Raw genomic sequence first — 13,540 nt, 5'->3', positions numbered from 1 at the left:
GGGAGCCCGATCTTGAACCAGCTCAGCATCATCCTGCCTGCCAAGAACGAGGCGCCCGCGCTCGCGGTCTTGTTGCCGCAACTGCGCGCGGCGCAGCCGCAGGCCGAGATCATCGTGGTCGACGACGGTTCCACCGACGACACCCGCAGCATCTGCGAAAGCCACGGCGTGCAATGCCTGTCCTCGCCGTACTCGATGGGAAACGGCGCGGCGATCAAGCGCGGCACCCGCGCCGCCACGGGCGACATCCTGGTGTTCATGGATGGCGACGGCCAGCATGATCCCGCCGACGTCGCCCGCCTGCTCGACCAGTTGAACCGCGGCTACGACATGGTGGTGGGCGCCCGCGACTGGAGCAGCCAGGCCGGTGTCGGTCGGGGCATCGCCAACACCTTGTACAACTGGCTCGCCACCAAGATGACCGGCCACCCCGTACTCGACCTCACCTCCGGCTTCCGCGCCGTGCGCGCCGACAAGTTCCGCGAATTCCTGCACCTGCTGCCTAACGGCTTCAGCTACCCCACTACCAGCACCATGGCGTTCTTCCGCAGCGCCTACGCGGTCGCGTACATCCCGATCAAGGCCGCCCAGCGCGTCGGCACCAGCCACATCCGACCCCTGCGCGACGGCATTCGCTTCCTGCTGATCATCTTCAAGATTGCCACGCTGTATTCGCCCCTGAAGCTGTTCGTGCCGGCGAGTGCGGTGTTTTTCCTACTGGGGTGCGCGAATTACGCGTGGACCTACAGCCATTACGGCCGGCTCACCAACGGCAGCATGTTGATGTGGAGCGCGTGCGTGATCGTGTTTCTGATCGGGCTGGTTTCAGAGCAGATCACGGGACTGACCTACCGGCGCCATGACTGAATACCCCAGGCCCACTGTACTGGTGCTGGCTTCGACCTATCCGCGTTGGCGTGATGATCCGGAACCGGGCTTCGTGCACGAGTTGTGCCGTCGACTGGCCGGCCGCTTCCGTGTCATCGCCTTGGTTCCGGATGCGCCGGGTGCCGACGCCAGCGGCGAGCTAGATGGCGTCGACGTGGTGCGGTATCGCTATGCGCCCCGTCGCCTAGAGACGCTGGTGAATCACGGCGGCATCGCGACCAACCTGCGCCGTAGCCGGTGGAAATGGCTGCTGGTTCCCGGCTTCCTCATCGGCCAGTACGTGGCGGCCCGGCAATTGCTGAAGCGCCACCGCGTGGACGTGATCCATGCGCACTGGCTGCTGCCACAAGGGCTGATCGCACACCGGCTCAAGCGTGTTGCCGGTATTCCCTACCTGGTGACCTCGCATGGCGGCGACCTTTTCGGCCTGCGGGGCCGTACGTTGAATACACTCAAGCGTCGTGTGGCTGCTGCTTCCTCGGCGATGACCGTCGTCAGCAGTGCCATGTGCGAAGAGGCGGCGCGTGTGGGCCTGCACCCGCCGCGCATGACCGTGCTTCCGATGGGCGTGGACATGCGTGAGCGGTTCATACCCGATCCGACGATCCAGCGGGGCAATGACGAACTGTTGTTCGTCGGGCGGTTGGTGCCAAAGAAGGGCCTCGTCCACTTGCTTGATGCCATGCCTGCAGTCCTCGCGCAGCGGCCTGCCACGACCCTGACCATCGCGGGGTTCGGCCCGGAAGAGGACGCGCTGAAAGCACAGGCGAGCCGGCTGGGCATCGCGGCGAGCGTGAAGTTTCTCGGTGCCACAGCTCAATCCGCGTTGCCCGCACTCTATCGAGGCGCGAGCCTTTTCGTGGCGCCGTTCGTACGCGATGATTCGGGCAACCAGGAAGGATTGCCGGTAGTGCTGATGGAGGCCATCGGCTGCGGGTGCCCAGTTCTCGTGGGTGACGTTGCCGGCATCGGGGATCTGCTGGGCGAGACTCGTGCCGATGTCTGCGTGAGGCCCGGTGACAGCCACGCGCTGGCCATTGCGATTGTCGCCTCACTTGGCAATCCGGAGCAGGCACGCCTGCGTGCCGCCGCCATCCGCAAGGCTGCTGCAGAGCGCATCGACTGGCAGAACATCGCCGACGGCTATGCACGGCAATTGCAGCAATGCGTCGATGGTGCGGGCACGACCGCTCGTCGCGCGGCGTATCCGTCCGGGCGGGAATGATCGAAGGTTCCGGGGCATCCATGCAGAAGCAACCCAAGCTGATCCTGCGAGAAAGTACCATTCGGGACGTAAGCCGTTCATGGCCGACGGGACGGTTCGTCGAGATGGGCGCCGGAACCGGTCACATGACGCGACTCTTCCTTGAGCGAGGGTTCTCCGGCGCGTGTCACGACTTGGGCGAGGACAGCCGGAAGCTGATCCGCCGCAACCTGGCCGATGCCGGAGAGCGCATGCGGGTGGTCGACGAGTTGTCCGAGCTTCTGCCCGAGGAGTTCGACTATCTGTTTGCTTTCGAGGTGCTTGAACACATCGAGAACGACCTGGACGTGTTCCGCGAATGGATGCGCTACCTCAAGCCCGGCGGCAGGGTCCTGCTCTCCGTGCCGGCGCATTCCAGGAAGTACGGCCGTTCCGACGAACTCGTCGGGCACGTGAGGCGGTACGAAAAGGATCAGCTTCACCAGCTGATGCGCGATGGAGGTGTTGATGACGTCCGCATCATCAACTACGGCTACCCGATCACCGAACTTACCCGGCGCCTGTCCAATCGCATCGTGCGCAACGACAGCAGTTACGACGGTCTGAGCGCCGAACAGCGCAGCATCCGCAGTGCCCAGGCGAAACCCAAGGCGATCAATCGCACGTTGTCATTGCTGAGCGACAAGCTGGTCCTGCCGTTTTGCGTAGCGCAGCGCTGGTTCTACACCCGGGACCTGGGTGACGGTTACGTGGCTTGCGGCATCAAGCGATCGGGTTGATCGGTCGGCAAACCCGGCTCTTCACTCTCGGGATGCACCGGGGGAAGGGAAGCCTTCCATGATCTGCCCAAGCCGCTGTTCCATCACCCCCACGAGATGTGCCCAATCGTCGATCGGCACGGTGGCCACGGCAGGGCGGTCAAGCAGATCCAGCACTGCCCGCGCAAGGTCGGCCGGATTGTCTGCCGCGTACAGTCCTTCCGGTGCCGAAGCGAGCAATTCCGGCATCACGCCGACTCGTGCCGAAGCAATCGGCAGGCTGCACGCCAGCATTTCGTAGGCCTTCTGCGGAAAGCAGTAGCGACCGAACGGGGTGTCGCGCAAGTAGATCACGCCGACATCGAGAGCGTTGAACAGTTCGGCGGTGCGCGCATGCGGCAGCTGGCCCAAGTAGTGCACACGCGGATAGGCCGGTGGTGGAAAGCCCGTATCGAAAGGGCCGGCCAGCACCAGGTGCGCGTCGGGATGTCGTGAGGCGATCGTGGGCCACGCCGCGTACAACGCATCCACGCCCTTGTCCCGATGCAACCCGCCCGCCGTGCCGACCAGTAGGGCGTCCTCTGGCAAGTCCAACGCACGGCGACAGGCAGTGCGATCCCGGGGATGGAACACACTCTTGTCCACAGTGCTCGGCATGGCAAGGACCTCGCCACGTGCGCGGTAGGTATCCACGACCAGTTCCTTCAACGGCTCGCTCGTGGTGGTCACCAGCGCGGCCCCCCGCACGGCGTGGCGAAGCGCCGTCACCATGCCCGGAATGCGCGCCTGGCCGAAGCCTTCGAAATTGTCGTAGAGATCGGCGGCATACGGCGCACCGAGACGCTTGGCCAACCATCCCGCAAGAGCAACGTGGGGAATGTCCGAAGCGCCAATCAGCACGTCGGGTGTCCAGCTGTGCAACTGCCGCAGCAGATGCCGTGGATAGCCCGCCAGTGCAGGCAGCACAAACCGGCCCAGCGAGTGCGACCCCCAATGCAACTTGCCTGGCTCGCCCTCATGCTCCCATTCGCCATCGTCGTGGCCCTGGTAGCTCAGGCAGAAGCCCCGCACGTCGTGACCAAGCCGCGCCAACTGGAAGGGAATCTCGTACAGCCGCGCATAGCGATCGAGGATCACGTCCTTGCCCATGTAACGGCGTTTGCACAGAAAGGCGATGCGCATCGTCAACCAAGTATTCGGGTGTTCAGCCCCGCCACGCGGCGGAAGCCGGTGTCGCCGGTAAGAAATACATGATCCTTGCCAAGCTGGAGGCAGCAAGCCGCCTGCAGGGCGTCTGGCGTCTTCAGTCCATGCCGGGCGCGGATTGCCGTGGCCAGGTCGACGACATCGGCGCCCATTTCCACACAGATCAGATCCGCCCGCGCGAAAAATTCGTCATAGGTGGCCAGCGTTTCAACGTCTCCGGCTTTCATCGGTCCCGTCCGGCACTCCAGCCACGCAAGCCGGCTGACGGCGGTGCGCAACGCCGGTTCGGCGAGCGTCAGCGTCTGCAGTTGTCGGCGAACCTTGTCGACAAAAGGCTTCTTGCCTTCGACGAGGTAGATGATTGCGCTGGAGTCAAGAAAGGCGATCACCAGTCGCGGTCGTTACGCAGGCGACGGTTGATCTCCCGCTTGCCCAGTCGCCCGGTGCCCGGATGCGCCAGCAACCACTGCATGGCAGTCAAGCCAGGTACTTTCTTGCGTTGTTCGCCAGCCAGGCGCCGGTATTCGGCTTCCGAAAGCACCACTGCCGCCGTCTTGTTGTGTTTGAGCAAGTGGATAGGGCCATGCTCAAGGCCGTCCTCGATGGCGGCGGCACCACGGCGCTTGAGTTCAGCGACGGTCAGCGTGTTTTCCATGGCAATGCAGGAGGTTGAGTGGGCTTGGAACAAGTTTAGTACGGAAATCGGTACTGTTCAAACATCGTCGCCCTTGCCCAGGAATCGCTTGGCCGCCACTAGTGCGGCTCCCACCACCTGGTCCATGTTGTAGTAGCGGTACTGCGCCAGCCTGCCGACGAAAGTGACTCCCTTTTCCTCCCTGGCCAGTGCCGCGTAGCGTTTGAACAACGCTTCGTTTTCCTCGCGCGGCACCGGGTAGTAGGGGTCGCCATCGGCCTGTGGATATTCGCGTACGATCGACGTGCCTGCATGTTGTTGGCCGGTCAGATGCTTGAACTCGGTGATGCGGGTGTAGGCGTGGTCGTTCGGGTAGTTCACGGTGCCCACTTCCTGGTACCGGTCGACAGCGGGCAGGTGCTCGTGCTCGAAGCGCAGCGAGCGATAGGGCAGGCGGCCGAAACGGAAATCGAAGTAGGCGTCGATGGGCCCCGTATAGACCACGTGGCCGTACGTGTCACGCCCGCGCGCATCGGCGAAATCGACGCCCAGCTCCACCCTGATGTTCGGATGATCCAGCATGGCCTCGAACATCTTCGTGTAGCCGTGCAGCGGCATCGCCTGAAAGGTGTCGGTGAAGTACCGGTCGTCCGTATTGGTGCGCACCGGAATACGCGCGGCCACGCCCGCCTTCAGTTCCGATGGATCCAGGCCCCACTGCTTGCGTGTGTAATTGAGAAAAAACTTCTCGTATAGGTCGCGTCCCACCGAGTTCAGCACCACATCTTCGCTGGTCAAGGTTGGCTCGCGTGGTTCGCGTACCCGGTCGAAATACGCTGCCGCACCTGCCTCATCCAGGTCCAGCCCGTACAGCTGGTTCAGGGTGTCGCGATTGATGGGAAATGGATAGCGCACTCCACCCACCACGCCGCGGACCCGGTGCTCATACGGGCGCCACTCCGTGAAGCGCGACAGATACTTGAAGATCCGCTCGCCATTGGTATGGAAGATGTGCGGTCCGTAGCGATGCACCAGCACGCCGTGCTCGTCCAGTTCGTCGTAGGCATTGCCGGCGATATGCGGGCGCCTGTCGATGACGTGCACGCGGTGGCCGGCATCGGCGAGTTCGCGCGCCATGACGCTGCCGGCGTAGCCGGCGCCGACGATGAGGAAACTGGCATGAATCTTAGTCAATTTGGTCAAGCACTCAGGCCGAGGCGACGTAAGGCAGCAAAAAGTGAGGACTGATAGTCGAGCTTCATGGTCGCCAATATGAAAAGATCGATCGACGTACGTGTTCCCGCATCTGCGAGTATGCGTAATGGTGAAGTTCGATAAGCACTCAACATACGCATGCCTAGTGGTGCTGCGCGTACGCATGCGCGAATCCATTGCGACGCGATGATCTGCTTTGCTTCAGGACTCTCGTAAAATGAAACAAGTCTCAGCAGCCACGCTTCGATACCATCCAAGTCTTCGCGTTTGCTTATGGACTGGGGCGCGCGGATCAAGTTGTGCAGGCGCCGTTCTTCATTGGATGCGTTGATCCCTTGGTTGGCCAATATTTCAAGCCGGATACCTCTGGTCACCTCCTCCATCGCTTTACGTTGTGTCTGGGTAGCCTGATTTGAATGGCGACGATAACGCAGGAGCACCTCTGGAACGTTCGCCATCCGGAAATCAGCCATTGCTCGAGCGAACAGATCGTAATCCTCGGCCAATCGATACTCCTCACGATAGCGGTAACGGTCGAATACTTCACGGCGAGCCATGACCGTTGGGTGGCAAATGGTGCTCTGGAACAACATCGCTGCGCGGAGTGCCGGCTCAGTATGTGGCCAGCGCGCTGTACGCGCTGGACCCTGTCCGAATTCCACAAACCAGCTGCCACACAGATCCAGGCCGGCCTCTTGTAGAAACTGAACTTGTCGGGCGAAACGATCTGGCAGGCATAGGTCATCAGCGTCCAGAATGGCAATCCAGTCGCCTCGCGCTTGATCCAAACCGACGTTACGAGCCGTTGACGGGCCAAGGTTATGGGGAAGCTTGATGAGGCGAACCCGTCCGTCCACTAGCGCCAAATTTTTAACTAACGCCGCAGTTCCGTCCGTGGAGCCGTCATCAATGATCAAAATCTCGAGTGCCGGTAGCGATTGTTCAAGTGCAGAGGCTATCGATTTGGGAAGAAAACTTGCCCCATTGTAGGTTGCGATGATCACTGAGACGGAAGGTCTGTCACTGACACAAACAGGCTGCGGGGATGCCGGATCCATGAACTGCTCCAGTATTTCAGGTGAAGCCGTCGGTTGAGTCTTTGTTTTGGAAACACGTTCCAGAAATGCCCACCTACCTACCACAACCGTCGGTCGCGAAGCACCAATGTTGGCGGGCCACTGCAAATTCGCTCGTAAGATGGCGCCTGCGCGCTCGACATCGTCAAATTCCCCGGGTGTACATCAACCGAGCCAATGGTGTCATCATTTCGCTACTAGGTTACTATTTTCTCGCAATGAAAAACTTCCATCTACAGCAAACTAAGCAAGTTCAACGTACTGCGGCGCATTGCCGAACTGGCGCCGGAACGAAAGATGATGCGTCTCCAGCACCGCGATTCAGCATCATCACAGCAACCTTCAATGCGTGCGACGCGCTGCTGATTACCTCCCGCTCGCTGGAGGCGCAGACTTGCAAGAGCTTCGAGTGGCTCATCACCGATGGTGCGTCGACTGACGGTACGCTGGCTGCGGCACGTGGGCTCGGCGAACTTGTGACCATCTTGATGTCTGAGCCGGACACAGGGGTCTACAACGCTTGGAACAAAATGCTGCCTCATTCGCGCGGGGAATGGGTATTGTTTTTGGGCGCTGGTGATGTTCTGTACGACGTCGATACGCTGGCCAAAGCCGCTGACGCACTTGATAAGCTGCCACTGGAAATCACTACCGCTTACGGTGGTACCATCGTATTTGATGCAGCTTCAGGTATCGATCTATGCGCGCGCAGCCCGGAGTGGCGGGGCTTGCTTGGACCTTGGGGGGGCGCTCGGCCGTGGATGCCATGCCATCAAGGCGTCTTCCAGCGTGCGACTGTGTTCCGGGGGTTTCGCTTTGACGAGCGGTGCCATATTTGCGCCGATGCTGAGCCGCTTCTGGGAGAACTACTGGCCGGACGTGGCGCGAAGCTCGATCTCATGGTGGCACGCTTCGACGCCGGTGGCATTAGCTCACAACCGAGAAACCGTCTGCGGATGGTCTCCGAGTCCGTATATATCAACTGGAAGCTCGGCATTTTTCACGTGCGACCTTTTTATCAAATGGCCGTGGTATTTGTTAATGGGCTACTTCATCCATGGCGTGTCTGGCGCACCTGGAGAAAGCGAAGATAGTTCACAACGGTATCTAGTCATGCAATGCCCTTCCCATTAGATCCATCAGTTCTTAACCATCCAAGGTGTTCCACCTTGGAGCGAACGGTGGACTTCATATGCTCGGTGTGTCGGGGGTGGGCTTCTTGGGGCTTGTCGCCATAATGCCTCAAACGGAGAAGAGATCAGGCCATCCTTAGGGGGCCACTAGAATCGCTGTGCTTCCATTAGAAGAATGATCTGAGCGCCCAACGAAGCTGGAATAACATTTTGCGAGTACCGCTCATGGTCTGGTGTGCGCCAGGTTGAGCTAAGTAGAACGCCTTCGCTACACCATACGATTCGGCCAGTGCGACGCTTTGACCCGTGCGCTGCGCATTGACAGTAATGCTTCCGGGATGCGCGAGGAAGTCTGCAAGTGGCTCCGCCACGTGCGCGTACTGGCTGTAGCTTAACGACGTGAGCAGGAACAGCAGTAAATCTTCCCCAACGCCGGACTTCTTTCCGTATTGACCGGTCGCTCCTGGAACTTCGAGCAATAGGTTCTCCAAAACGTCCGCACGCCGAAATATCGCACAACCGGGGCTGATGGTCAGTGGTGACAGCAGCAGATATTGCACCAAGTCCTTGATCGCATTTTTTCCCGATGGGTGACGCAGCAATACGCCTTGTTTGCCAGCGCTGAGGTCATGTAGCGCCGCCCGCGAGTAGACAAAAGCGACGTCATCGCTGAACCGATCAAGGCACTTTTCTATAAATTGTGGCTCCAACCAGTCGTCGTCGTAGGTGAAATGCAGGTACTTGCCCGTCGCGCACTCCGCGCCATCGCGCCACGCTTCAATAGGGCCTCGATCGTCGTCGCGACGTATGTAGCGAATGCGAGTGCCGTACCTCTTGACCACTGTGGAAATATCGTCAGTACTTCCGTGGTCGACCAAAAGTACTTCGCACGCGATCGTTTGGTCGAGGGCGCTGTCAATCGCGCGGTGAACAAGATGGGCACGATTGTAGACAGGTATTATGATAGAGACTGAAGTAGACGTCATACAGTGAGCCCTGTCGATATCAATTTACGCAACTTTGAGGTATTGGCGACAAGTCCCCCTGGATTCGCCGCAGGTAGATATTGGAGCGAAATATTTTTCCGTGAGAAAAAACGGACTCGGTCAGCGATTTCCCCAATACTAGTCGCTTGGCCCGATCCGATGTTCACCGTAGTGGTTGCGCGCCGCGCGCAGAGGAGCAACATGGCGTCGACGACCATGTCTGCGTACAGGAAGTCGCGGATGGCGTCAGCATCTCTTACTTCGATCACGGAGCCGTCGTCTGCATCGTTGATTCGCGAAAGCAACCCGGGGACGAGGAAGGAGGATGGCTGTTGTTCGTGGAAGTAGCTAAAAATTCGCCCAATGCAAAGTTGTGTCCTTGAATGTCGTGCCAACGGCTCAAGAACACGTTCGCCCGCAAGCTTCGTAGCACCATACAGACTTAGGGGTTCGACGGCAGACTTTTCGGAGACTCGTCGACAGTTTCCCCGCAGACTTGCGGTTGCGGCGTAGACGTGGCTCGTAGATCCGAGGAATAACCAACTGTCAGGAATGAATTTGGCGACCGCTTCTTGAATTGCCACCAACGCCGTCGCATTCACTTTCATGGCAGCGAAAGGATCGGCTTCAACCTTTGGTAGAGGAACAATAGCTGCGAGGTGAAATATGGCTGTTGGTCGGGTTAGATCGATCCACCGCGTGATGCCGGCGATGTCACAGACGTCTCCCGGATATGTGTCTACGTGGATGGCATGATCCCGCAAGCGGTGAGCGAGCAGAGAGCCTAGAACTCCACGGTGCCCCGTAACAGCAATACGTGACCCTTCCAGCGTATTCCAAGCGCGGAAGCTCGGCAGGAATTGGGGTCGGGGAACGAGGGAGGAGAGGTTCACTTGCATGCGGCCGTGAGGGCATCCAGAACAGTTTCGGCCAGCCATGTCATACGATCGGCTTCGATCGGCTTGGCATGAACACCTATGAAAACTCCGTGGTCATGTACTTGTTGGGCCCCGGCGAATGGTGCCAGCGAGCGTTCGATGTTGAATAGGCGAGTCGCAGGCTGCAGATCCATGTTTCCCGAAACAATAGGACGTGTGTCAATATGGGCATCCATCAGCAGCTCGGTGAAGCGCTTGTAATCTATTGAAAGTTCGGGATTGACTAGGAATGGAAAGCCAAACCAACATGCATCTACGCCTGCAGGGGCAGTCGGAAATTGGAGCTGCGATCGCCATTTCGTGCTGTGCTCAAAGGATTTGCGCATCAGGATGGCGTTCTGCTTTCTGTGGCTATTCATTTCGTTCAGCCTTCCCAATTGTTCGATGCCAAATGCTGCTTGGATTTCCATCGGCCGAACGTTATAACCGACGTTGACGAACAGGAATCGCGGATCGATGGCCGAGTTTTCGGCCTCCAATTCACTACGATTACTTTGCTCACGGCTCCAGCCATGAGAGCGCAGGCATCGAAGCAGGTCGTAATCCTCGAGAGTTCGCGCGACGACCATACCACCCTCAATGGTCGTCATATGGTGCGAAAAGTAAAAACTATAAGTGCCGAAATCCCCCAGAGTTCCCAGATGCCGTTGTTGGAACGTTGTGCCCAGGGACTCGCACGTATCCTCTATTAACAGCAGTCCCTTGTCATCTACGATATCCAGCAGTTGTTGCAAATCGGTGCTGTTGCCAAGTACATGCACCATCATGATCGCTTTAATCGGAAGTCGGCGCATCGCCTCGTGTAGGGAAGCTATGGACAAATTCAACGTAGAAGGGTCCACATCTATTAGTACAGGCTTCAAGCCGAGCTGCACGAGAGGCCAAATCGATGTCGACCAGCAGACGGCTGGCACCGCCACATAGTCGCCGATGTCTAACCGCTTCGACCGCAGAGGGTTAATGATCGCGGACGCAGCCAAAAGGTTGGCAGACGACCCAGAGTTCACCATGACTGCATAGGGAGCCCCTATGTGCTCCGCAAATGCAACCTCGAAATCATGCACTCGCTGTCCCATGGTAAGTTGACCGCTGAGCAACGTTTCCATGCAACGCAGGATTTCCTGGTTGTCGTAGCTTGAATCTACAAGCGGGAATTCGTAATTGGGGTTGGTCGTCATTGTAGTTGGAATCCGTAGCAATTGTTCATCGGCGCAAAGCTGTCAATAAAGTTTCGAGTGAGTGAACGCGATGATGCGTGGCCACAAAAGGAGGGTTGGAATTAAATTAAGGCACAAGAACGTAGCCGCTGTTATCCAAGGAACGATCCAAATCCCGAGATGGCTGATTGCCCAGGCCTTCAATCCAAAGCATATGATCGCGAAGATGGAGGCCGTGATTACCTGAAATCGCATGATGCTCGCCGCATTGAGAAAGGTGGCAACAGCAGTTCCCAGAGCGTCTATGGTCAACCACACTGCAAATCCTGCCAGCAGGGTTCCACCAACGGCTAAGGGTTGGTGCACCCAGAGTTCGGCGATGTGGTGAAAGCCCAGTGCCAGAGCGAAGCCTGTACTCATTGCAGCGACTACTGCCAACAGCACGGAGCGTCGCAACGTTCGCTTGACCCATCCATGGTCGCCAATCGCGAGCGCCTGCCGGTAGATCGGCCATAGTGGCACCCAGACTAAGCCAAGGGCGAGAGGAATGACTGAGAACAGGCGCTGGACGATTGCGTAGGTGCCAGCCTCTGTGGATCCCTTAAGGGTGGAAATTAAGGGAAGGTCGGTTGAATAAGCGAGCGCTGCAGCCAACTGGAGGATGAAGAATAGTAATCCTTCCTTGCGGATGTGGGCGGCGATTGCAGGATATCGCTGCTGGGTCGGGGTAGCCATCTGAGGGTCGAGCCATAACAACCAAGTGTTGGCGACGGAGCTAAGCAGGGGGGTGGCGACAGCCGCTAACACGAGAAATGGAAGCGGCGCACCTGATTTTGCGAGCGTGATCACGGTCACAAGGGTTAGTAGTTGGCCCAGTGCTTGCCATTTAAAAGCGCGATCACCATGCCCTAATCCGAGTTGTACTCGGTTCGCGAGGTTTAGCGGAACCGCGAGTACGACGGCAAAAAATATCGCGGCGACGGCCGCGCGGCTGGTGGCTGCCATTTGCTCTGGAAGTCCAAGCAATCGTTGCCATGGGATCAGCGGTACTGCAATCGAGGCGGCGACAGCCAACCACAGGGCAAGCCAAAGCAACGTACGACGCCCTTCGTAAAGTATACGGCCAACCTCGTCATGTGCGCCGCGCCCGTGCGCAGCAGCGATGAGGTTCATGGTGCCATTGCCGAGACCGAAGTCTAGAAAACCTGCAAAGGTTACCAGCGAGACCAAGGTCACCCAAACGCCGAAGAGTGCTGGCCCTAAAGCATGCAAGACGAACGGTACGGTCAGGAACAGGTTGGCTGCGGCGGATGCTTTCGCTACCATCGACCACGCACCGGTATGAATGATACGTCGACCACGTATGCCGACCCACCGGGACATCACGTCGACCGGGGTGGTCGGGTCGTCATTGCTCATGGGGACACAAGCGAGAACGCATCGACCGTTTGCTTCAATCCTTGCTCCAGTCCGATCTGTGCTTTCCACCCGAGCGCATCCATTCGGGCGGTGTCTAGTAGTTTGCGCGGGGTGCCATCCGGCTTGGTTGTATCAAACACGAGTTCGCCCGCGTAGCCGACCGCTCGCGCAATTGTACTTGCCAGTGCGGCAATGGTTATCTCCCGGCCGGAACCCACATTGATCGGGTCCCTATGGCTGTAACTACGCATTAGAAACAACGCTGCATCGGCGAGGTCGTCGACATGCAGGAATTCGCGCAGCGGCTCGCCGCTTCCCCAAATTGAAACCGTGGGCGCATTGGTGGCTTGTGCCTGGCGGACACGGCGGATCAATCCAGGTACGACGTGGGCGTTTTCAGGGTCGTAGTTATCGCCTGGTCCGTACAGATTGGTTGGCATGGCACAGATCGCATCGAACCCGTACTGTTTAAGGTATGCCTGACACATCTTGACCCCGGAAATCTTGGCAATGGCATACCACTCATTGGTGGGTTCCAGTGGCCCGGTCAGCAGGTATTCCTCTTTGATCGGCTGCGGGCAATCGCGAGGGTAGATACACGATGAGCCGAGGAACAGCAACTTTCTTGCGCTGTGCTTCCATGCGTTGTGGATCACGTTGGTTTGGATGGCAAGGTTGTCGTGGATGAACTCGGCGGGATAGGTGCTGTTGGCGCGGATGCCCCCGACTTTGGCTGCCGCCAGGAAAACGTATTCAGGGCGTTCAGTGGCAAAGAATGTTTCGACGGCCGCTTGATCGACCAGATCGAGTTCGTGGTGCGTACGCAGGATGAGATTGGTTGCGCCATCGGCCTGCAGTCGTCGGACAATGGCGCTGCCGACCAGACCACGATGGCCGGCAACATAGATGCGTGCGTCGAGATTCAT

The 13,540-nt window shown here is 58.6% G+C and carries 14 protein-coding genes; 4 read left to right on the top strand and 10 right to left on the bottom strand.

Translation table 11 applies throughout. The features are described from left to right. Window positions 1–12 precede the first annotated feature (12 nt). From ACVCMC_RS08740 to ACVCMC_RS08730, 3 genes are read left to right on the top strand one after another with little or no spacing between them, the layout of a single operon-like run. On the top strand, window positions 13–867 hold the full coding sequence (locus ACVCMC_RS08740; RefSeq protein ID WP_447099392.1) for a glycosyltransferase family 2 protein: 855 nt from the start codon (window positions 13–15) through the stop codon (window positions 865–867). After that, entirely contained in the window at window positions 860–2,113 is a 1,254-nt protein-coding gene (locus ACVCMC_RS08735; protein ID WP_447099391.1) for a glycosyltransferase, read from the top strand. The genes ACVCMC_RS08740 and ACVCMC_RS08735 overlap by 8 nt, the downstream gene beginning before the upstream one ends. Before the next feature lie 20 nt (window positions 2,114–2,133). After that, window positions 2,134–2,871, top strand: coding sequence for a methyltransferase domain-containing protein (locus ACVCMC_RS08730; protein WP_447099390.1), 738 nt, complete (start codon window positions 2,134–2,136; stop codon window positions 2,869–2,871). Window positions 2,872–2,892: 21 nt separating this feature from the next. Here ACVCMC_RS08730 and ACVCMC_RS08725 read toward each other — a convergent pair whose 3' ends face one another. The 5 genes from ACVCMC_RS08725 to ACVCMC_RS08705 are packed head-to-tail and all read right to left on the bottom strand — an operon-like array spanning window position 2,893 to window position 6,963. Next, window positions 2,893–4,032 carry a glycosyltransferase family 4 protein gene (locus ACVCMC_RS08725; RefSeq protein WP_447099481.1) on the bottom strand — a complete coding sequence of 380 codons (1,140 nt, stop codon included), beginning with the start codon at window positions 4,030–4,032 and terminating at the stop codon, window positions 2,893–2,895. A 2-nt stretch (window positions 4,033–4,034) separates the two neighbouring features. Beyond that, window positions 4,035–4,445 carry a type II toxin-antitoxin system VapC family toxin gene (locus tag ACVCMC_RS08720; RefSeq protein WP_447099389.1) on the bottom strand — a complete coding sequence of 137 codons (411 nt, stop codon included), beginning with the start codon at window positions 4,443–4,445 and terminating at the stop codon, window positions 4,035–4,037. Further along, window positions 4,442–4,711, bottom strand: a complete 270-nt coding sequence (locus tag ACVCMC_RS08715; RefSeq protein ID WP_447099388.1) for a hypothetical protein — start codon at window positions 4,709–4,711, stop codon at window positions 4,442–4,444. Before ACVCMC_RS08715 ends, ACVCMC_RS08720 begins: the two co-directional genes overlap by 4 nt. A 57-nt stretch (window positions 4,712–4,768) precedes the next feature. After that, entirely contained in the window at window positions 4,769–5,893 is a 1,125-nt protein-coding gene (gene glf, locus ACVCMC_RS08710; RefSeq protein WP_447099387.1) for a UDP-galactopyranose mutase, read from the bottom strand. Next, window positions 5,890–6,963 (bottom strand): glycosyltransferase family 2 protein, encoded by a 1,074-nt coding sequence (locus ACVCMC_RS08705; RefSeq protein ID WP_447099386.1) that lies wholly within the window; start codon window positions 6,961–6,963, stop codon window positions 5,890–5,892. The genes glf and ACVCMC_RS08705 overlap by 4 nt, the downstream gene beginning before the upstream one ends. Before the next feature lie 176 nt (window positions 6,964–7,139). On the opposite strand from ACVCMC_RS08705, the gene ACVCMC_RS08700 reads away from it, so the two are divergent. Further along, window positions 7,140–8,075, top strand: coding sequence for a glycosyltransferase (locus tag ACVCMC_RS08700; RefSeq protein ID WP_447099385.1), 936 nt, complete (start codon window positions 7,140–7,142; stop codon window positions 8,073–8,075). 206 nt (window positions 8,076–8,281) lie between these two features. Here ACVCMC_RS08700 and ACVCMC_RS08695 read toward each other — a convergent pair whose 3' ends face one another. The 5 genes from ACVCMC_RS08695 to ACVCMC_RS08675 are packed head-to-tail and all read right to left on the bottom strand — an operon-like array spanning window position 8,282 to window position 13,540. Then, window positions 8,282–9,100: a glycosyltransferase family 2 protein gene (locus ACVCMC_RS08695; RefSeq protein WP_447099384.1), complete on the bottom strand. Its 819-nt coding sequence runs from the start codon at window positions 9,098–9,100 to the stop codon at window positions 8,282–8,284. Continuing rightward, on the bottom strand, window positions 9,097–9,993 hold the full coding sequence (locus ACVCMC_RS08690; RefSeq protein WP_447099383.1) for an NAD-dependent epimerase/dehydratase family protein: 897 nt from the start codon (window positions 9,991–9,993) through the stop codon (window positions 9,097–9,099). The genes ACVCMC_RS08695 and ACVCMC_RS08690 overlap by 4 nt, the downstream gene beginning before the upstream one ends. Further along, window positions 9,990–11,216 (bottom strand): DegT/DnrJ/EryC1/StrS family aminotransferase, encoded by a 1,227-nt coding sequence (locus ACVCMC_RS08685; protein ID WP_447099382.1) that lies wholly within the window; start codon window positions 11,214–11,216, stop codon window positions 9,990–9,992. The genes ACVCMC_RS08690 and ACVCMC_RS08685 overlap by 4 nt, the downstream gene beginning before the upstream one ends. 42 nt (window positions 11,217–11,258) lie before the next feature. Continuing rightward, window positions 11,259–12,614: a lipopolysaccharide biosynthesis protein gene (locus tag ACVCMC_RS08680; RefSeq protein WP_447099381.1), complete on the bottom strand. Its 1,356-nt coding sequence runs from the start codon at window positions 12,612–12,614 to the stop codon at window positions 11,259–11,261. Beyond that, window positions 12,611–13,540 (bottom strand): GDP-L-fucose synthase family protein, encoded by a 930-nt coding sequence (locus ACVCMC_RS08675; protein ID WP_447099380.1) that lies wholly within the window; start codon window positions 13,538–13,540, stop codon window positions 12,611–12,613. The genes ACVCMC_RS08680 and ACVCMC_RS08675 overlap by 4 nt, the downstream gene beginning before the upstream one ends.

This window comes from Rhodanobacter sp. UC4452_H20, assembly GCF_052978205.1.
This window is presented reverse-complemented; position numbering and strand designations above follow the sequence as displayed.